We start from the raw sequence: 18,650 nt of genomic DNA, 5'->3' as shown, positions 1-18,650 counted from the left end.
GCCCCGCCACCGGGGCGACGTCCGGGATCATCATGCCCGGACTGGACGCGGAGGCGATCGACGTCTTCCTGGCCGAGCTCTCGCGCCGGCTCGCCCCGGAGGTGCACGCCGTGCTGATCTGGGGCGGGGCGGGGTTCCACGTGGCCGGGGCGCTGGAGGTGCCGGAGAACGTCTCGCTGATCCGGCTGCCGCCGTACTCGCCCGAGCTGAACCCGATCGAGAACTTGTGGCACCACTTCCGCTCGCACTCCTGGTCCAACCGCCTCCACCCCCGTTGGGAGGACCTGATGGGGGCCGCCGTCGCCGTCATGGACGTCGCCCTGGCCGACCCCGAGCTGATCAAGCCGGTCTGCGCCGCCCCATAGCTGACGCGAGAACGGCGTCAGAACTAAATGGAGTCCGTATCAGTGCTACAGTGGTAACTACTGACTCCAGCCTGCCCAAAGCGACGGTTACAATCGGAGCGGGATCTCGGCGAGGCGGATGAACGAGGCCAAGAGGTCCGGCCGTCGACGCAGGGCCGACAGCTCCCGGCAGAGCCGGAATCGCAGCTCGGCCGTGTCGTCCGGGGCGTAGTTCGGCAGTCGGTGGTACTTGGTCCACCCCCACACCCCCTCATCCGGGTTGACCTCCGGGGCGTGGCCGGAGAAGTCCTCGGCGACGATCTCCGGATGCTTCGCCAGGTAGGTCTTCACCAGCCCGATCGGCCATGGATCCGGCTCCGGTCCCAGAGGATCGTCATCGGCCCGCCGAGGTGGGCCCGCAGGCCCTTCAGGAAGGCGACGGAGTCCTCGCCCCGGGCGTTGGCGTCGTCGGGCAGGAGTCGGAAGTCGAGCTTGGGCTTGCGCCGCCTCGGGCTGACGGTCACGGCACCGATCGCCGAGGTCCGCCCCTTGCGATGCCACGCCTCGACGATGAGCGTGCGGCCCCTCGGGGCGTAGGTGTGGCGGATCACCGGCGTGAGCTGGAAGCCCGATTCGTCCAGGAAGATGAGGTGGGCCTTCCGCTCGCGAGCCTCCTCGATGATCCGAGGGAGCTCCTCGGCCCTTCAGTGGGCGATCCGCTCCTCATCCCGCTGCCGGGCCTTCTTCTGCGGCCGCTGGCTGCTCCAACGCAGCCGCCGCCGGAGGATCTTGCGGACGTGCTCGACGTGGTGCTCGACGCCGAAGCGACGACGGACGAGTTCGGCGACCCGGCCGGCGCTCCAAAGGGCGTCGGGCCGGCCGTGGGCCCGGGCACCCTCCAGCAGCAGGAGCTCCAGCTCCCGAAGCCGCTCGTCGGTCGGCCGGGGCCGGGGGCCGGGATGGGGCCTGGCGGCCAGGGCCTCGGGGGACTTCTCGGCCAGGGCGAGCCAGCGGTACAGCGAAGTCCGGCCGACGCCCAGGATGCGGGCGACGACGGTAGGCGACTCCCCTCGCCGCATCAGCTCGACGGCGTGGCGACGGCGACGTTCCAGTTCCTGCGCGGTTCCGACGGGTCTCATGCCCTTACCACGACGGAAGCCGCCCGAGTGTTCCTTTGGCTACGATGGAGTCAGTAGGTTAAGCGAGGTGGATCAGTTGAAACCGCCGGCGTGGCAGGCCGGTAAGCCCGCAATGCTGGACTTGTCAGCGACGATGTTCCTCGACCGCGACCGGCACCCTATGCAGGAGATTACGCCGAACGTCCGCGACGCGGTGTCCCCATGGATCGGATGCTATCTTCATGGAGCCGCCCGGAAGCGGTCCGGGCGGCCCGGGCGGAGGATTGCCCGCGCCCGGAACGTTCCTTGTGGCTCCTCATGGGGCGGGCACCTGCCGGGACAAGATCCCCAGGAAGATCTCGACAACCCTTGGATCCAGGTGCGTCCCCGCCAGCGACCGCAGATGCTTGATGACCCTGGCGCGCGTCCACCCCTTGCGATACGGTCGGTCGCTACCCAGGGCGTCCCAGATGTCGACGGCGGAGAAGATCCGGGCCGCCATAGGGATCTGATCAGCCTTCAGGCCGCGCGGATACCCGGTGCCGTCCCACTTCTCGTGGTGACAGTACGGGATGTCGAGCGCCGGGCGGAGGAAGGCGATCGGCGCCAGCATCTCCAGCGCGAGCTGCGGGTGGCGGCGCATGATCGCCGCCTCTTCGTCGGTGAGCGGCCCGGGCTTGAGCAGGATGCGATCGGGGATGCCGATCTTGCCGATGTCGTGCAGCAGAGCCCCTCGGCGCACCTGGACCAGCTCGGCCTCGTCGAGGTGCATCTCCCGGGCAAGGCGGAGGGTCATCTCCGTGACGCGCCGGCTGTGCCCTTCGGTCTCGTGGTCGCGCAGTTCCATCGCCCGCGACCAGCCCTCGATGGTGGCGTCGTACGCCAGGGAGAGCTCCAGGTTGGAGCGACGCAGCCCCTCGTACAGGCCGGCGTTGTCCAGGGCTATGGCCGCCTGACCGGCCAAGGCCTCCAGGAACTCCAGCCAATTGGGATCGGGCTCGAGCGGGGAGCGGTGGCCGATCTCCAGCACGCCCCCCACCCGGCCCTTGATCACCAGCGGCACGGCCCAGTAGGCGGCGAACGCCTCCGCTCCGGGCGGGTCGAGGACGTGTTGCGTGCGGCGTTCCTGGACCGCGCGTACGGCCGGACCGGAGTCGAGCCGTCCTGAGGGCCCGTTCGTCCTTCCGTGGCGGTATCCCTTACGGGCGGCGTACTCGAGTGTAGGCATCTGCGGGCTGCCCAGCAGGATGCCGGCGGCGTCGACCTCCAGCCGGGCGATCGCCTGATCGACGACGATCCCCAGCGTGAACGGCAGGTCGAGGCAGTTGGCGATCGCCCTGTCGATCTCGCGAAGGGACTGGAGGCGTTCCAGTCGGATATCCAGCTCGGCGTTCAGGGCGAAGATCTCCTTCTCCGCCCTCTTGCCCTCGGTGATGTCCCGGCCGACGCCGATCACGCGGGCCGGCTGCCCATCGTCCGCGCAGACGACCCGTCCCTTGATCGACATCCAGCCGATCGAGCCGGCCGGTCGGGCGATGCGGAAATCGACCTCGTAGCCCGACCTCGCCTCGATCGCATGGTCGATCGCGCATGTCACGGCCTGCCGGTCGGAGGGATGAATGAGCCGCTGGAAGCCCTCGGAGGTGCCGTCGAGCGTCCCGGGAGCCATCCCGAGGACCGCCTCCGTGTTGTCCGACCAGACGACGGTCTTCGAGCGGAGGTTCCAGTCCCAGGTCACCATTTGTCCGGCTTCCAGGGCCAACCTCAGCCGCTCGCCGCCCTCCCGCAGGGCCGATTCGGCCCGCTTCCGCTCGGTGATGTCGGTGGCGATCCCGCAGACGGCGTACGGGACGCCGTCGGTCCCGAGCAGCGGGACCTTGATCACGATCGAGGTGTGCGGCCCGTCGAGGTACGGGGCGACTTCCTCAGTCTCCACGGGCACTCCCGCGTCCAGCGCCCTCAGGTCGTTCGAACGGAAAGTCTCGGCGATGTTCGCCGGGAGGAAGTCGAAGTCAGTCCTGCCGACGACGGCCTCCTCGGTCACGCCGAAGAGCTCGGCGAATCGGCGGTTGATCAGGATGTAGCGGCCTTCGAGGTCCTTGAGGAAGATCGCCGCTCGGACGTGGCTCATTACGGCGTGGAGCCGCTCCCCGCTCCGGGCGAGTTCGAGCTCCATCTCCTTCCGCTCGGTGACGTCATCGTGGGTCACCACCGCCCTCGGGGGGCCGTCGCCCGCGAGGGGCACCACCCGCCCGACGAACCAACGCCGCCGACCCGCGGAGTGGCAGGGATACTCCTGCGCGAACTCCGGACGACGGCGGGCGAGCACGTCGCGGATGCCCGCGGCGAAGGCCCTCGCGGCCTCGACGTCCTCTCCCTCGGCCTCGTCGCAGACGCGGAGGTAGTTGGTTCCCTCGGAGACGCGCGCCCCGGCCGGGGCGTTGGCCGCCGCGAACGCGCGCCAGGCCCGGTTGACAGTCAGGATCGTCCCCGATGAGTCCAAGATCGCGAGATGCGCCGTAAGCGAGTCGAGCACGGCTCGGGCGGATGGTTCGGCCTCCCGGCTCGCCGGCTCCGCGTGTTCTCGGCGGTAGGCGCAGGGAATCGAGCAGGCCGGCCGAACTGGTCCGCCGGTCTCCCCCACGTCGGTCGGGGGACCGATCCATGCCGGAACCTTCGCGGAATGGCACTCCGGCCTCAGCTCGGCTCCCTTACGGACGACCATGGCGCGGTCTCCATCGACCTAAACGCTGGATACTCAACGGAGTCGGGATGGCGATGTCGGCTATGGACCCGGGCGATGTTCCCGGAGGCTTCGCGCGGTCGACCGCCAGGGGCTGAACCATGCCGACACAGGAGAAAGGTGGGACGCGGCCCTGGGATCGTCCATAGGGAAATGCCCGGTCGACCCACCGGGGCGTCCCCCGTGGGCCGAGGGGTCCGCTCCGTCGGCCGTGACCTCCGGCGGTCGCCCGTGGCACCGAAATCCGCGCATGTTCGGCTGCGGCAGGCAACAACCCCTCGACTGCCGCAGCTGGGATTCACGTCATCCCAGCCTATCGCTCCACGCGGATGTAGGCGCGGCCCAGGTGGACGTTGATATCGATTTCAAGCCCGGTGACGCCGGGGACCTCCACCTCCAAGTAGGCCCAGCCTTCGCCGTCCCACCGCTCCGGCGACCTTGCATCGATGGCCTGGGACTGTTCCGCCATGCGTTCCAGGCCCTGGACTAGCTCCACGAGGAGCTCCGACACCAGTCGCGGGCCATCGGTGGGCGGGGCGGGTCGATTGCTTTGCTCGCATTCGTATGCACTGTTCGCGATCGTCATGGTCCTGGGAAACCTCAACTTTTGGGATTATGGATCAAGGCCTTATCGCCGACGAGGGAGATCCGGGGTCTTGAGGGATGCCTGGACGACGCAACGGGCTTGGACCAGCCACGGGGCCGTACGAGACGGTCCTCCGGATCGGGTCGATCAGCGTGCCGATGCGCACCAGACTGGTCAGGTGGTGGTCGAATCCCGCCACGCGGCTCTCGCAGGTCGTCGTCCATCCCGTAGCCGCTGAAGGCGATCCCACAGAGGCCGTAACTTTCCCGGGCGTGGCGCATGACCTCCAGCCCGCCGCCGACTCCACCTCGAAGTTGGACGCCGCAGCAGGCGTGCGATGGACCGCGATGTATCAGGGCGTCCTCAATGGAGAGGATCTTCAGGGCTCGGCCCGGCACCCATGAGCGGCTACCAGCGGCCGGGGCATAGACTCCTGCAACCCCTCAGGAGATGGTGTCCTTGATCAAAGAGGCGTACGTACGTCCGTTTCGAGAAGGTCCTACGGATCGGGATGGGAAAGGACTTCCGAGTTCGGCGGACGGGTCCGCCACGTCGCGACCTCCGTCCTGCCCCGAACGTATCCGAATGAGCTCGATCGCCCCGGGCGACGTCCCATCCCTGGCACGATCCGGCGACTGCTTCGCCAGACCCCGAGCGGCCCGCTCGGTCGTCACCGGGGTCGATCGACCTATGACATATTATGATCCCAGGATCCGACCGTCTCTCAGAATTCGCCCGGGTCGGAGGCCGGGGAATTGCTGGTCCTCCGGTGGATGCCCCGGGGGAAGGGAGGGCAGGCCGCAGGCGAGATCGTGCCGCTGCTCCTGAGATGGGGCCTGGACCGGCGGCCCTATCTGATCGATCCCGGACGTCACGAATCTGGGATGCGGCGGCCCCCGCCCCGACGATCGTCTTCAGCCTTCACGCCGGTCGCGCTTCCCTCCGGGTCCCTGCTGCAAGTCCCTCGCTCCTGGGTCCTGCTCCGCGCGTTCAGGGCGATAAGGACCCCGCGTCGATCCCGCCGCATTCGACTCCGCTCGTGGTCCTCCCGGCGGCGTCGATCCTGGCGCCGGTCTCCCTGGCACGAAGCCCAAGCCGGCTTGTTTCGGGCCATTTGAGGCCCTCCACGACCGGGGACCGATGGGGCATCTGCTATGGCTCGGTCGTGATCAGGCCGGCCCGGATGGCGTAGCGGACCAGCCCGGGGACGTCGTGGATGCCGAGACGCTCCATGAGCAGGGTTCGGTGCGATTCCACCGTCTTGATGCTGATGCCGAGCCGCCGGGCGATCGCCTTGGTCGTCTCCCCTTCGGCGATCAGCCGGAGGACCTCCCGCTGCCGCGGCGTCAGGCCGCCGGCCGGCCCGGGCTGCTCGCCCGCCTGCCTCCGGTAATCGGCGACGAGGTGCTTCGAGACCGCCGGGCTGAGGTAGGTCTCCCCCCGCGCCACCGCGCGGAGGGCCAGGCCGAGCTCCTCGGTGTCGGAGTCCTTAAGCAGGTAGCCGGACGCGCCCGACAGGACCGCACGGCGGACGTACGCCTCGTCCTTGTGCATCGAAAGGATGAGGACCTTGACCTCGGGCCGCTCCTGCCGAAGCCGCGCCGAGACGTCCAGGCCGCTCAGGTGCGGCATGGCGATGTCCATCAGCACGACATCCGGCCGGTGGGCCTCGACGAGGGCCAGCGCCTCGCGGCCGTCGGCCGCCTCGGCGACGATCTCGACGCCGGGCAGGTCCTCAAGCAACGCGCGGAGCCCGGCCCTCAGCAGGGTGTGGTCATCGGCCAGGATGACGCGGATAGTGTCCATCGCCTATTCCCCCGGTGGGTCGTCGCCGACCGCCGGCCGGGCCTGCTTCAGCGGGAAGATGGCCCGAACCTCCGTTCCCCGGCCCGGCTCGGAAGCGATCTCGACGCGGCCGTCGACGAACGTCGCCCGCTCCTGCATACCGAGGACGCCGAGGCTGGATCCGCCCGCCGCCCGCGCCGTCGCCGCCGCCACGTCGAACCCGGCGCCGTCGTCGGCGACGACGAGCCGCAGCTCGGCCCCCGTGCGCCGCAACTCCACGCGCACCCGCCCGGCCTCCGCGTGCCGCGCCACGTTCGTCAGCGCCTCCTGGGCGACGCGGTAGCAGGCCGTCTCCACGTCCGGGTCCATCCGGCCGAGCGCCTCGTCCGCCGCGAATTGAGCCTCGGTGCCCGACCGCTGGCCGAACCCGAAGACGTAGGAGCGCAGGGCATCGAGGAGCCCCAGGTCATCCAGCATGGAAGGGCGGAGGTCGAGCGAGAGGTCGCGGACCTGGCCGATCGTCCGCTCGGCCAGGGCGATGGTCTCCTCCAGCCGTCGGGAGGCCGACGGGGAGCCCGGGTCGCGCAGGGCCAACCGCACGTTGAGCCTCATCGCGGTGAGGGCCTGGCCGATCTCGTCGTGCAGCTCGCGGGCGATGTGGCGGCGCTCCTCCTCCTGGGCCCGGATCAGCCGGCGGGAGAGGTCTTGGAGCCGCTCCGCGGCCTCCCGCAGGCGTTCGTCGGTCCGCCGCCGCTCGGTCACGTCGGTAAAAAAGACCGACAGCCCGTCGGCCGACGGGTAGGCGTGGATGCTGAACCAACCGCCCAAAGGCGGATAGTGGACCTCGAAGGCGACCGGGACGCGCTCGGTCGCTACCCGGTGATATTCATGATCGAACACGGTGCCGAGGGCTTCCGGGAACTCTTCCCACACGTTCCGGCCCAGCAACTCGGCCCGTGACCTGCCGAGGATCCGCTCGGCCTGCGGGTTGATGTAGTTGAAACGCCACTCCCGATCCAGCGTATAGAAGCTGTCGGTTATGCTCTCCAGGATGGCGACGCCTCGCCGCTCCGACTCCCGCAGCGCCTCCTCGGACCGCATCCGCTCGGTCATGTCGCGCAGGACCGAGAGATGACGGCCGGGGAGGATGTCGGCCGTGGCCGCATACTCCGTCTCACGTGCCGTCCCGTCGGGCCGGACCAGGCGGAAGAAACCCCGGGCCGACCCTGAGCGCCGGAACTCGGCCCAGGCCTTCTCGGGCTCGATTCCCGGCTCGGCGAAGTCGTCGAACCGACGGCCGATCAGCTCCACACTGGACAGGCCGAACAACGCGCAAGCGGCGGGGTTGGCGTCGACGTATCGGCCCTCATCGTCGGCGAGGATCATCGCGTCGAGCGCTCCTTCGAAGATCGCCCGGAACTGCCGCTCGCTGGCCCGGAGGCCTTCCTCGGCACGCTTCCGTTCGGTGATATCCAGCCCGATGCCGATCGTGGTCGCGTCTGACAGCCGGACGACGGCCCAGGCCGTGTCGAGCACCCGGCCGTCCCGGACCCGCGTTCTGAACCCCCGCCATTCGCCTCGGGAGTTGCGTACGAAGTCGAGGGCCTCTCGACGGCTCTCGGGGTCCGGGTAGAGTTCCGCCACGACGTCGCGGGCTTGCGCATCCTCCAGCGACCAGCCCAGCACGCGCTCCCACTCCCGGTTGACCAGCAGGACCCGACCGTCGGGGCCGAGGAAGTTGATCATGACGGGGATGTGGTCGAAAATCGTCTGGAGGATCTCCTTCTGGCGGGCCAGCTCCGCCTCGGATCGGACCCGATCGGTGATGTCCTGCGAAATCCCGACGATGCCGATGATCCGACCCCGGTCGTCCCGATGCGGTGCCTTGGTGGTGAGGTAGGTCCGGCTGACGCCGGCCGGGTTGGTGATCTCCTCGATGAGAGTCCGGGCTCGTCCCTTGGCCATGACCGTGCGACAGGCCTCGGCGATCCGGCCGGCGGTGTCGTGCGGGAACAGCTCTGCGTCCACACGGCCGAGGATCTCGTCCGCCGTGCGGCCTATCACGTTTGCGGCGGCCTCGTTGACCAGCAGGTAGCGTCCCCCTTCGTCCTTGGCGTACACCGGATGGTCGATCCCCTCGACGATGGCCCGCAGCAGCGACTCGGATTGCCGCAAGGCGGAGTTCTCGGCCCGGAGTGCGCGGAGTTCGTCGACGAGTCCCTCACTGATACCTTCCGGGTCGGGTTCGTAGGCTACTTCCGATTTCATGAACCAGCTCCAACGGGCCGTCGAACCGCGGGGATTCCGGGATCGATAGCCCCAGCTAATTGTCACCGACCCGATCTATTCGCCGAAGCAATTGGAAGAAGGGAAGGTCTGCATCGGCAGCCTCGACGCACTGTCATTATATCGAAGGTCCCGTGATTTCCCGAGAAATGTCAATCGCCCGAGCGCCCCGGTTTGCCCGGCAGGAGATGACAGCCCAAGCTACGGCGGAAGGGGGGGACTGTACGGCCTTTGGGTTCTCTGGCCGGTGGCTTGATGGTACTCACGCCGTAGTCGTGAGTCTCAGCGGAGGTCCTGCAAGAAGGCTTCTGTCGAGCCGCCGTCCTGATCCCGGAGGCGAGCGCCTGGACGAGGGACACGATCGACGGGGCATTCCGCCGTCTCCGGCTCGCATTGGGCCTTCGGACGCCGCGGACGATGGGCGTCGAGGCGAAGGTCCTGCTCCGCTTCCGTGAAGGGGGCGCCTTACCGAGGCGTCTCGTGTAGGCGAGGACGAGACACGAGGCGGGGCGGAGCCGGCGACCTCACCTAACCCGTCCCCGGCTCGCCTACTCTCACACGCGAACTCGCTGATGCTGTCCGGTCCCTGAGCGCCCATCAGGCATAATACCGCCGGGAAAGCTCGGACGAACCGGAACTTTTCAGCGAACTCGTGGATCAGAGGCAGGCCTACAGGATGTCCAGTCGCTGCCGCGCGACCTCCCGGTCGATGGTGAGGGCCGGGAACAGGTTCAGCAGGTTCGCCGCCTCCGCGCTCACCAGCAAACCCGCTTCCCGGCACCGGTCGCCGAGCTTCGAGGCGTAGTCGCCACGCTCGCCGAACTCCACGCCCATCGCCAGGCCGACGACCCGGACCGACACCGGCTCGGCGAACTTCATCCCGGTGAGCGGGGTGCGAAAGTAGTCTCCTCGCGCGAGTCCACGTTCCGAGCAGCGTGGTCACGCGCTTTCGCCGGTACTTCAGCCTGGCGACCGCCGCCGCCAGCGAAAGCGGTTGCCAAGCGTCGGTCGAGTCGAAGCGCACGCCGGCGGCCGTCGTCATCGCCGTCGCGCCCATCGGCGGGTACCACCGGTGATCGCCTTCCCCAGTCACATGACGTCCGGGTCCAGGCCGAAGTGCTCGGATGCGGACGGCTTGCCGGTCCGCCCGAATCCGCTCGCGACCTCGTCCGCGGCGCGCATCTTCGAATACATCGAGGTGTTCTACAACCGAATCCGAAAGCATTCTTCCCTGGGGTTCCAACCCCCCAACGTGTTCGAGCGGGCCGGATAGCCGTTAACCCCGGGCTCGCCATTCGTGGGGAAGTCCAATCCGTTGTTTCCCCTCCGTTTGTGATCCCAAGGCCCTACCGGACGGCGCGCACGAGCTTCTTGTTCACGAACTCCTGGATTCCCAGCTCCCCGGTCTCGCGGCCGTACCCGGACTTCTTGATGCCGCCGAACGGCATGTCCTCGTACGTATAGGCTGGATGATTGATGTAGACCATGGCGGCCTCGATCTGCTCCGCGACGCGACGCCCGCGCTCGAGGTTGCGAGTGTAGACCGAGCCACCGAGTCCGTAGATGGTATCGTTGGCGACCTCGATCGCTCTGGCCTCGTTCGGGACGACGATCACCGCGGCGACGGGCCCGAAGAGTTCTTCGTCGTAAGCGGGCATCCCTTTCTTGACGTCTGTCAGGATCGTGGGCTCGAAGAAGGCACCTTCCGGGACGGGCCGATTTCCTCCCAGGATGAGCCGGGCACCGGCGGCCACCGATCGGTCGACCTGATCTTTGAGCTGGGCCGCCGCCTGCGCCGAGGAGACTGGCGCCACGCCGGTCGACTCGTCCTGAGGGTCGCCCATCTTCAGGGCGGCAAGTTTCTCCCGGAATCGCTCGACGAACTCCTCGCTCACCTTCTCGAGCAGGATGAACCGCTTTGAGGCGACGCAGGATTGACCCATGTTATTCATCCGGCCGAAGACCGCCCGTTCCACCGTCAGGTCCATGTCGGCATCTTCCAGCACGATGAAGGGGTCGCTGCCGCCCAGTTCAAGGACCGTCTTCTTGACGTTCTTGCCGGCGCGCTCCGCGACCCGGGCGCCCGCATCGTCGCTCCCCGTGAACGACACCCCCTGCACCCGGTCATCGTCGATGACCCTCGACGCCAGGCGTGCGGAGGCCACGAGGTTTGTGTAGGCCCCCGGGGGGAAGCCCGCGTCGTGGAACAACTCCGCCGCGGCCGCGGCGCATTGCTGCACGCTGGTGGCGTGCTTCAGCAGGACGACGTTCCCCGCCATCAAGGTCGGCGCCGCGAACCGGACGATCTGATAGAACGGGTAATTCCAGGGTTCAATGCCGAAGATCACGCCCAGGGGCTGATTGAACAGCATCCCATCGCCGGCCGGCGACGGGATGAGCTGGGGTCGCAGGAATCGTTCGCCGTTCTCGGCGTAGTAGTCGAAGATCCTGGCGCACAGATCAATCTCCTTGCGACCTTCGACGACTCGCTTGCCCATCTCAAGGGCCATGAACCTTGCCAGGTCATCCCGCCGTTCGCGGCATAACCCGGCCGCGCGCTGGAGCAGGCGTGCGCGTTCCGGGGACGGCACGCAGCGCCAGCTCGCGAAGCGTTCGTGGGCCGCCGCGACCGCACGATCGACTTCATCCTCCGACATCTCCTCGAACGTCTTCAGCGTCTGCCCCGTGTAAGGATTGACGGACCGGAGCACGCCGCGCTCCGCGCCCGATTCGGTCGGTGGAGCCGTGACGGATGTCGCCATTGTTCTGCCCTCAAGCGTTCTCGACTCGCCGCTCTCGTCTGTCGTCGACGACGCGTCGCGATGAATACAGACGAGTTCGTTCAGGACGTGTTGGTTGGGGCGATCACTCGCCGAGAGTGACCACGATCTTCCCGAAGTGCTGCCCGCTCTTGAGGTATCTGATCGCGTCCCGGATCTCCTCCATCGGGAAGGTTCGATCGATCGTGGGCCGGATCTGGTGAAGGTCGATGGCGCGGAGCATGTCCTCGAAGACCGCGCGACTACCGACGTAGACCCCCTGGATCCTGACCTCCTTGAACAACGCCTTGTACGTGGGTACCTCGCCCGCGAAGCCCGTTAGCAGGCCGATGTTGCACACCGTGCCCGACTCCCGCACTGCGTCGATGGACTGGCCGAGCGTTCCCGGCCCCCCCACGTCGACGACATGGTCGACGCCTCGATCTCGGGTGATCTCCCTGGCCTTCGACGCCCAATCCGGGTTGTCCCGGTAGTTGATCCCCTCGAAGGCCCCGAGTTCCATCGCCCGCTTCAACTTCTCGTCGCTTGATGAGGTCGCGATCACCCTCGCCCCATGTGCTCGGGCGAACTGGAGGGCGAACAGGCTCACCCCGCCGGTCCCCTGGACGAGGATGGTCTCGCCGGCCTTCAGGGAGGAGTGCCGCACGAGGGCATTCCAGGCCGTGACGGCGGCGCACGGCAGCGTCGCCGCCTCCTCGAACGTGAGGAAGTCGGGGATACGGACCACGCCTCGCTGGTCGAGCACGACGTACTCGGCCAGCATCCCATCGATCGCCCCGCCCAGGGCGGTCGGCGGGTACTCGGCCGTGAGAGGGCCCGCGATCCACCCCTGCATGAAGATGCCCGCGACACGGTCGCCGACGCCGACTCTCGTCACACCGGGCCCGGTCTCGACCACCTCGCCTGCACCGTCGGAAAGGGGGACCAGCGGCAGTCTCAGGTGGGGATCGTACTCCCCGACGGCCACGAGGTAGTCCCGATAGTTGAGGGACGTGGCCCTCACCCTCAGCAGCACCTCGCCCGGCCCCGGCGAAGGCAGCTGCCGCTCCGCGAGCGTGAGGGAGTCGACTCCGAACGTGTCGCGAAGCTCCACGGCACGCATGGTCGTTCGAGTCGAGGAGCGTGGGAAGGGCGTCGGCATGGTTGAAAGAGTCGTCATGGGTCGATCTCCGATGCAAACGATTCTGAAATCTTTCGTCCGCAAAGCCCGCAAACGGTTGTCTCCAGCACGAGACAAGGAGTCGGCCCGTCAGTTCTCGGAACCGGCGCGGCGGAGTGGCTCGCCCTTTTCCCTCGGTCTTGAGCCGCGGTACTCGTTCGGAAGCGATCGGGGCGTCCGCCGCCTGGACGGATCCCGGTCTCGGTTTCAAATCTCCTTCATGAATTCGTGCACGAACTGGACCGCCATCGCCCCCTCGCCGACGGCCGAGGCGACGCGCTTGACCGAGCCGGACCGCACGTCACCGGCGGCGAAGACGCCCGGTCGGCTGGCCTCCAGCAGGAAAGGCGGCCGCTTCGCGGTCCAGCCGGGGGAATGGGCCAGGGCCGGGCCGGTCCGGACGAAGCCTCTCTCGTCCCGCTCGATCTCGGCGGGGAGCCAGTCGGTCCGCGGCACCGCCCCGATGAAGCTGAACAGCGCCGGCGTCCTGAGCGTCCGCACCTCCCCCGTCTTGTTGCTGACGAGTTCGACCTCGCCGAGGTGGTCGTCGCCGGAGACCCTCCGGACCTCCGTGTTGCGGAGCACGTCGATCATGGGGTTCTCCTCGATCCGACGGGCCAGGTAGGCGGACATGTCCTTGGACAGGTCGTCGCCGCGGATCACGAGGTAAACCTTCCGGACCTGAGTGGCGAGGAAGACGGCGGCCTGGCCGGCGGAGTTCCCCCCGCCGATGACCACCACGTCCGAGCCCCAGCACATCTGCGCCTCGATGGGCGTCGCGGCGTAGTAGACCCCGCGGCCCTCGAATCGCTCGCACCCCTCGACCCCCAGGCGGCGGTATTCGGCCCCGGTGGCGATCAGCAGGCACCTGGCCGAGACGGACTCGCCGCCGTCGAGGTGGATCACCGCGTGCCCGTCATCGAAGTTCAGGCGCAACGCCGGCGCGGCGACTGACAGGATCGCCCCGAACTTGATGGCCTGGACGAAGGCACGCTCCGCCAGCTCGGCGCCCGTGATGCCGATGGGGAAGCCCAGGTAGTTCTCGATCCGCATGCTGCGGCCGGCCTGGCCCCCGGGGGCCGTGGTCTCCAGGACCACGGTGCTCAGCCCCTCCGAGGCGCCGTAGACCGCGGCGGCCAGGCCGGCCGGCCCGGCCCCGACCACGGCCAAGTCGTACTCGCGGGGTTCCAGCGGATGACGGAGGCCGAGGGCCTCGGCCAGGTCGCGGTCCGAGGGCTTGCTCACCACCCGCTTGCGGCCCCAGGCGACCACGGGCGTCTCGGCCTCGGAGGCCCCGAACTCCCGAAGCAGTTGCCCGGCCTGAGGTCCGGCGTCGAGGTCCAGCCAGGTGAAGGGCACCCCGTTCTTGGCCAGGAACGTGCGGACGCGGAAGGTCTCCGGCGAGTCGCGCCGGCCGATCACGCGGAGCCCCGTGAAGCGCCCCGGCTCGCGCAGGTACCGCCATCGGGCGATGAACGCCTGGAGGATGATGTCGGCAACGTCCAGGTGGAGATTCAGGAGGTCCCTCAGGGCCTCCGGCGAGACCTCGTAGACTTCGGTCTCGCCCCGGGCGACGCCGGCGACCAGCGCCGGGCTGCCGGCCAATTGCGCCACGTCGCCGGTGAACTGCCCGGGTCGGAGGACGACGATGACCTTGGGTGTCTCCCCGGATTCGTCGCGGATCTCGACCTCGCCGGACCGGACCACGTCGAGCTTGCACTCGCGGTCGCCGGCCTCGAAGAGCCTCTCTCCGTCCCGGTATCGCCTGAGCCGGGTCAAGGGGCAGCGATCGAACGCGGCCATCCGGACCTCGTCGAGCACGGGGAAGGCGATGGCGTCCAGGTCCTGCTCGAGCATGTCTCGGTCTCCTCTGAGGGCGGCGATCCGGCCGGACTACCGCAGGTATGGGACGGACTCGGGCGGGACGTCGATCTCCGCCTGGTCGACGTAGCACCAGGCCCATCGCTCGCCGGGCTCGAAGGAGGCGACGACCGGGTGCGTCGTGTGGTGGAAATGGCGGGTGGCGTGGCGGCCCGGCGAGCTGTCGCAGCAGCCGACGTGGCCGCAGGTCAGGCAGAGGCGGAGGTGGACCCAGCGCATCCCCAACTTCAGGCACTCCTCGCATCCCGGGGTGCGCGGGGGGACAGGCTCGAGGCCGAACACGTGCGGACACAGCATCGGACACCTCCCGGTTCAGAAGGGATATCGACCCGGCTCATGCTGGACCGAGACCCGGTGCGTCGTGGTGAACTCCTCGATGGACCACTGGCCGTCGTAGCGGCCGATGCCGCTGTTCTTCTCGCCGCCGAAGGGGCGGTTGGGCAGGTCGTCGACCGGCGAAGTAGCGCGTCGGCCCGGTACGCGAGTCCTTCTCCGGGACTGGATGGACCATCGGACTCATTCCTTTTTTCGCGCGACCCGAAAGGCGGCGGTCGGATTCCGGGGGTAAGAGGATCGCTCCGGCGACAGAAACAGGTCGACGTCCGGGCCGGCTGCGACGGGAAGGCATCGCTCGAATCCGGCGACGCCGATCACCGCCGTCGACGGCACCTCCTCATTCGAGGATGGCTCTACAACATCGGCAACTCGCGGGGTCGGGGTCCGCGCGGAAAGGCCGCGTCGATCTGGGAGAGTTCGATGTCGCTCAGCCGGAGATCGCCGGCCTCGGCGTTCTCGGCGGCGTGGTCGGGGCTGGAGGCCTTCGGGATCGCCAAGAGCGAGGGGTGCCGCAGCAGGAAGCGGAGCGCCACCTGGCGGGGTGTCGCGTGGCGCACGGCGGCGATCTCTCGCAACAGTCGCCCGCCCTCTGTATTCGGGCCGGGGAAGTCCCCGTGGCCGAACGGGCTGTAGGCGACCACGGCGACGTCGTGGGCCTCGCACCAGGGGATCACGGCGTGCTCGATCGCGCGCTCCTGCAGGTGGTAGAGCACCTGATCGCACGCGATGCGGCCCTCGCCGACGATGTCCAGGGCTTCGTTGAGGTCCGGCTCGTCGAAGTTGCTCACGCCCCAGGAGAGGATCTTTCCCTCGCGCCGGAGTTGCTCGAAGGCGTCGAAGGTGTCCTCCAGCGGATATTGGCCCCTCCAGTGCAGGAGGTAGCAGTCGAGATGGTCGGTCCTCAGGCGGGCGAGCGACCGTTCGCAGGCCCCGATCGTCCCGGTCCGGGAGGCGTTCTGCGGGAGGACCTTGGAGACGAGGAAGACCTCGTCGCGCCGGCCGTCGATCGCCTCGGCGACGATGGCCTCGGCCTCGCCATACATCTCCGCCGTGTCGATGTGGTTCATGCCGAGGTCGAGCCCCTGGCGCAGGGCGGCGACCGCCGAGGCGCGGTCGCCGTCGTCGATGGACCAGGTGCCCTGTCCGATCACCGAGATCTCGGAGCCGGTGGTGCCGAATCGTCGCCGTTCCATACCTTCCCTCCGCCCTGGGTTCGGGCTCGGTGCGGGGTCGAACTCCTCAAGCGATCGCGCGTTCGATCCGTCGTACGATCTCGGTCTTGGGCTGGACTCCGAGGATGCGGTCGACTTCGCGGCCGTCCCTGAGCAGCAAGAGGGTCGGGAGGCTACGGATGTTGAAGCGTGCCGCCGTCGTGGCGTTCTCGTCCGAGTTGAGCTTGGCGAAGCGCACACGGCCCGCGAACTCCGACGCCAGTTCGTCGATCACCGGCGCGATCATCCGGCACGGCCCGCACCACGCCGCCCACACGTCGAGGACCACAGGCAACGGCGAGCGCTCGACGTCGACGGCGAACGTCGCGTCCGTGACGCTCACCGGTTCGGCGCGGGCCGAGAGAGGCCTCTTGCACCGTCCGCAGACCGGGGCCAGGCCACGTTCGATCTTCCCCTGGGCCTCCTGCGACACCCGATTGGTCGCGCCGCATGAGGGACATCGGATCAGCTGCGTCTCTGCCATGAGCCCTCACTCCACATGCGTCTGCTGCCGACGCGACCGGCCGAACAGGGAGATCATCTCCCGTTTGAATGCCGGGATGTCGTCGGGGTTGCGACTTGAAACGAGGTTGTCATCCATCACGACCTCCTCATCCACCCATTCCGCGCCGGCGTTGCGGAGGTCCGTCTTGAGCGACGGCCACGACGCGATCCGCCGCCCCCGCGCCGCGCCAGCCTCGATGACGGTCCAGGGGCCGTGGCAGATCGCCGCCACCGGCTTGCCGGCGTCGAAGAACGCCCTCACGAAGTCGACCGCCGCAGGCTGCGTCCGCAGCTTGTCCGGGTTCAGGACGCCGCCGGGCAGCAGCAGCGCGTCGAAGTCGTCCGGATTCGCCTCGGCGAGGGCCACGTCGATCGGGAAGTAGCCGCCCCAGTCGGTGAAGTCCCAACTGCGGACCGGTTCGCCCTTGGGTGACACGATCCGGGTCTCGGCGCCGGCCTGGTCGAGTGCGTGCCGGGGCTGGACCAATTCGACCTCCTCGAAGCCGTCGTCGACCAGGATCGCGACCCTCAGCCCTTGAAGACTCTCCATCACTCGCCTCCTCCGGAAACCTCACAGAATTGGCCATGCCCCACGACCAGGACGTGATATTGCTCTTCTCGTTTCCGGGTCGACCGTGACGACCTCCCGGACGAATCGGCGCATCCATCCCGCGGCAATAGGATCCTCCCCTCGGCGGTAGGGTCCTCGTCCGCCGCGTCCACACGTGGGGTGATGAGGCCCGGTTCGAGGTCGATTTGCGAGCAGAGCCAGTCTCTGACCCCGTCCATACTGGACGCGAGGCGTGATTCGGGAGACCTCATCGGTTCGACTCCCGCCTCCAGGCACGAGGGTTGTCCGCATCCGTCACGCAAAGAAGCCCCGGCTCCCCGAGGGGCGCCCTTCAGGACACTCGACGGCGGCCGCGCCGCCGGGGCACGCTTCCGGTAAGGAATCGTGGATCGTCATCTCCTCCTCGGCCAGACTGCGCTCCTCCGCGAGTAGGCCCAGGAGGTCCCGCTCGATCGTCCGGCAGATGTCGTCCAGGGGGAGGGCCCCGAGGTTGCGGTCCGCGAACGGGTTCTGGAGTTCGGCCCCGAGCAGGTCGACGACCAGGAGGGCATAGGCTACGAGCATGGTCAGGAGCGGGGTGACCCAGCCGAGCTCCTTCGAGATCAGGGCGATGGTCAGCGTCACGAGGAACAGGGCGATGAAGCGGCGGATCTCGATCGAGTAGACGCGCGGCAGCGGCGTCCTGAGGATCCTCTCGCAGCCGCCGAGGTGATCGATCAGGGTCGTCCTCTGACGCTCGGCCTCCTGGAAGGCGAAGCCATCCATACCGCCGCCCGCGCGGGCCTCTTGGAGCAGCCCGCCGATCCTCCGCGCGATGGCGCTGGGCATGTGGACGGCGGCCGCGACGCGGTCGGCCGGCTCCCGACCGAGCAGGGCGGCCAGCTCCGGCAGCTCGCGCTCGCCGCGCAGGCTCCTGCGGGTCGCGTGTGCGAAGGCGATGGTCCAGCGGACGACCTCCTCCCGCCACCGCGGGTCGCCCGGCCCGTAGGACAGGGCGATCGTCGCTAGGTTCCGCGCCTCGTTGACGATCCCGCCCCAGAGTCGCCGCCCCTCCCACCACCGCTCGTAGCCGGCGTTGGTTCGCAGTACGAGGATCAGGCCGAGCACCGTGCCGGCGATCTCGTGGGGGCCGACCGGGATGCCCATCTGAGGCCCGACTCGGGAGGCGGCGTAGACGAGGGTCGCGATCACTCCGAAGACGGCCACGAGGGGCAGGACCCGTACGGTGGCCGCCCCCTGCCAGGCGAGCACCTCGCCCCAGAAGTCCCTCGCCTCTCCCCAGACGTCTCGCGAGCCGCGTCGGGTCACGAGGTCCCCTCCTCTCCGGAATGGCACGCCACCGCGGC

General features: G+C 68.5%; 19 protein-coding genes and 1 pseudogene. 2 read left to right on the top strand and 18 right to left on the bottom strand.

Translation table 11 applies throughout. The annotated features are described in order from the left end of the window. On the top strand, positions 1-365 hold a 365-nt coding region (locus tag G6O68_RS29200; RefSeq protein ID WP_206108251.1), incomplete at its 5' end, for a transposase. 87 nt (positions 366-452) lie between these two features. Here the strand turns inward: G6O68_RS29200 and G6O68_RS29195 are convergent. The 5 genes from G6O68_RS29195 to G6O68_RS29175 form a co-directional block, all read right to left on the bottom strand. Then, positions 453-695, bottom strand: coding sequence for a hypothetical protein (locus tag G6O68_RS29195; protein WP_165252847.1), 243 nt, complete (start codon positions 693-695; stop codon positions 453-455). Then, positions 692-955, bottom strand: coding sequence for a hypothetical protein (locus tag G6O68_RS29190; RefSeq protein ID WP_165252845.1), 264 nt, complete (start codon positions 953-955; stop codon positions 692-694). Before G6O68_RS29190 ends, G6O68_RS29195 begins: the two co-directional genes overlap by 4 nt. 93 nt (positions 956-1,048) lie before the next feature. Beyond that, the gene (locus G6O68_RS29185; protein ID WP_165252843.1) at positions 1,049-1,483 is read right to left on the bottom strand and encodes a winged helix-turn-helix domain-containing protein; all 435 of its coding nucleotides are present in this window, start codon (positions 1,481-1,483) and stop codon (positions 1,049-1,051) included. A gap of 295 nt (positions 1,484-1,778) precedes the next feature. Then, positions 1,779-4,187 (bottom strand): HD domain-containing phosphohydrolase, encoded by a 2,409-nt coding sequence (locus tag G6O68_RS29180; protein WP_261345618.1) that lies wholly within the window; start codon positions 4,185-4,187, stop codon positions 1,779-1,781. 331 nt (positions 4,188-4,518) lie between these two features. Beyond that, positions 4,519-4,716, bottom strand: a complete 198-nt coding sequence (locus tag G6O68_RS29175) for a hypothetical protein (protein ID WP_165252839.1) — start codon at positions 4,714-4,716, stop codon at positions 4,519-4,521. Positions 4,717-4,949: 233 nt separating this feature from the next. On the opposite strand from G6O68_RS29175, the gene G6O68_RS29170 reads away from it, so the two are divergent. Next, on the top strand, positions 4,950-5,195 hold the full coding sequence (locus G6O68_RS29170) for a hypothetical protein (RefSeq protein WP_165252837.1): 246 nt from the start codon (positions 4,950-4,952) through the stop codon (positions 5,193-5,195). Positions 5,196-5,943: 748 nt separating this feature from the next. Here G6O68_RS29170 and G6O68_RS29165 read toward each other — a convergent pair. The 13 genes and pseudogenes from G6O68_RS29165 to G6O68_RS29110 all read right to left on the bottom strand — a co-directional run bounded on the left by G6O68_RS29165 (position 5,944) and on the right by G6O68_RS29110 (position 18,612). Continuing rightward, positions 5,944-6,597, bottom strand: coding sequence for a response regulator (locus tag G6O68_RS29165; RefSeq protein ID WP_165252835.1), 654 nt, complete (start codon positions 6,595-6,597; stop codon positions 5,944-5,946). Between the two features lie 3 nt (positions 6,598-6,600). Beyond that, entirely contained in the window at positions 6,601-8,844 is a 2,244-nt protein-coding gene (locus G6O68_RS29160) for a PAS domain S-box protein (RefSeq protein WP_165252833.1), read from the bottom strand. Positions 8,845-9,531: 687 nt separating this feature from the next. Next, the gene (locus tag G6O68_RS29155) at positions 9,532-9,741 is read right to left on the bottom strand and encodes a hypothetical protein (protein ID WP_165252831.1); all 210 of its coding nucleotides are present in this window, start codon (positions 9,739-9,741) and stop codon (positions 9,532-9,534) included. Between the two features lie 210 nt (positions 9,742-9,951). Next, positions 9,952-10,056 (bottom strand): aminotransferase class III-fold pyridoxal phosphate-dependent enzyme, encoded by a 105-nt coding sequence (locus G6O68_RS29150; protein WP_165252829.1) that lies wholly within the window; start codon positions 10,054-10,056, stop codon positions 9,952-9,954. A 152-nt stretch (positions 10,057-10,208) separates the two neighbouring features. Next, the gene (locus G6O68_RS29145; RefSeq protein ID WP_206108249.1) at positions 10,209-11,573 is read right to left on the bottom strand and encodes an NAD-dependent succinate-semialdehyde dehydrogenase; all 1,365 of its coding nucleotides are present in this window, start codon (positions 11,571-11,573) and stop codon (positions 10,209-10,211) included. 154 nt (positions 11,574-11,727) lie between these two features. Beyond that, the gene (locus G6O68_RS29140; protein ID WP_165252853.1) at positions 11,728-12,744 is read right to left on the bottom strand and encodes a zinc-dependent alcohol dehydrogenase family protein; all 1,017 of its coding nucleotides are present in this window, start codon (positions 12,742-12,744) and stop codon (positions 11,728-11,730) included. 264 nt (positions 12,745-13,008) lie between these two features. Then, a complete protein-coding gene (locus G6O68_RS29135) occupies positions 13,009-14,658 on the bottom strand; it encodes an FAD-dependent oxidoreductase (RefSeq protein WP_165252825.1) in 1,650 nt (549 codons plus the stop codon). Positions 14,659-14,694: 36 nt separating this feature from the next. Next, complete coding sequence (locus G6O68_RS29130; RefSeq protein ID WP_165252823.1) at positions 14,695-14,979, bottom strand: ubiquitin carboxyl-terminal hydrolase 14; 285 nt, start codon at positions 14,977-14,979, stop codon at positions 14,695-14,697. A 15-nt stretch (positions 14,980-14,994) separates the two neighbouring features. Next, positions 14,995-15,138, bottom strand: a pseudogene (locus G6O68_RS33705) (aldehyde dehydrogenase family protein); the annotation flags it as partial. A 233-nt stretch (positions 15,139-15,371) separates the two neighbouring features. Continuing rightward, positions 15,372-16,211, bottom strand: coding sequence for an aldo/keto reductase (locus G6O68_RS29125; protein WP_165252821.1), 840 nt, complete (start codon positions 16,209-16,211; stop codon positions 15,372-15,374). Between the two features lie 46 nt (positions 16,212-16,257). Then, positions 16,258-16,713, bottom strand: coding sequence for a thioredoxin (gene trxA / locus G6O68_RS29120; protein ID WP_165252819.1), 456 nt, complete (start codon positions 16,711-16,713; stop codon positions 16,258-16,260). Between the two features lie 6 nt (positions 16,714-16,719). Continuing rightward, the gene (locus tag G6O68_RS29115; protein WP_165252817.1) at positions 16,720-17,283 is read right to left on the bottom strand and encodes a type 1 glutamine amidotransferase domain-containing protein; all 564 of its coding nucleotides are present in this window, start codon (positions 17,281-17,283) and stop codon (positions 16,720-16,722) included. A gap of 315 nt (positions 17,284-17,598) precedes the next feature. Further along, the gene (locus G6O68_RS29110; protein WP_165252815.1) at positions 17,599-18,612 is read right to left on the bottom strand and encodes a bestrophin family protein; all 1,014 of its coding nucleotides are present in this window, start codon (positions 18,610-18,612) and stop codon (positions 17,599-17,601) included. Positions 18,613-18,650 lie beyond the last annotated feature (38 nt).

This window comes from Paludisphaera soli (genome assembly GCF_011064595.1).
GTDB classification, from domain to species: Bacteria; Planctomycetota; Planctomycetia; order Isosphaerales; family Isosphaeraceae; genus Paludisphaera; species Paludisphaera soli.
This window is presented reverse-complemented; position numbering and strand designations above follow the sequence as displayed.

Coding starts and splice junctions, on each gene's coding strand:
- G6O68_RS29185 (WP_165252843.1), bottom strand. CDS start 1,483: ATGAGACCCGTCGGAACCGCGCAGGAACTGGAACGTCGCCGTCGCCAC.
- G6O68_RS29180 (WP_261345618.1), bottom strand. CDS start 4,187: ATGGTCGTCCGTAAGGGAGCCGAGCTGAGGCCGGAGTGCCATTCCGCG.
- G6O68_RS29170 (WP_165252837.1), top strand. CDS start 4,950: ATGCGCACCAGACTGGTCAGGTGGTGGTCGAATCCCGCCACGCGGCTC.
- G6O68_RS29165 (WP_165252835.1), bottom strand. CDS start 6,597: ATGGACACTATCCGCGTCATCCTGGCCGATGACCACACCCTGCTGAGG.
- G6O68_RS29160 (WP_165252833.1), bottom strand. CDS start 8,844: ATGAAATCGGAAGTAGCCTACGAACCCGACCCGGAAGGTATCAGTGAG.
- G6O68_RS29155 (WP_165252831.1), bottom strand. CDS start 9,741: ATGAAGTTCGCCGAGCCGGTGTCGGTCCGGGTCGTCGGCCTGGCGATG.
- G6O68_RS29150 (WP_165252829.1), bottom strand. CDS start 10,056: ATGTATTCGAAGATGCGCGCCGCGGACGAGGTCGCGAGCGGATTCGGG.
- G6O68_RS29140 (WP_165252853.1), bottom strand. CDS start 12,744: ATGCGTGCCGTGGAGCTTCGCGACACGTTCGGAGTCGACTCCCTCACG.
- G6O68_RS29135 (WP_165252825.1), bottom strand. CDS start 14,658: ATGCTCGAGCAGGACCTGGACGCCATCGCCTTCCCCGTGCTCGACGAG.
- G6O68_RS29130 (WP_165252823.1), bottom strand. CDS start 14,979: ATGCTGTGTCCGCACGTGTTCGGCCTCGAGCCTGTCCCCCCGCGCACC.
- G6O68_RS29125 (WP_165252821.1), bottom strand. CDS start 16,211: ATGGAACGGCGACGATTCGGCACCACCGGCTCCGAGATCTCGGTGATC.
- trxA (WP_165252819.1), bottom strand. CDS start 16,713: ATGGCAGAGACGCAGCTGATCCGATGTCCCTCATGCGGCGCGACCAAT.
- G6O68_RS29115 (WP_165252817.1), bottom strand. CDS start 17,283: ATGGAGAGTCTTCAAGGGCTGAGGGTCGCGATCCTGGTCGACGACGGC.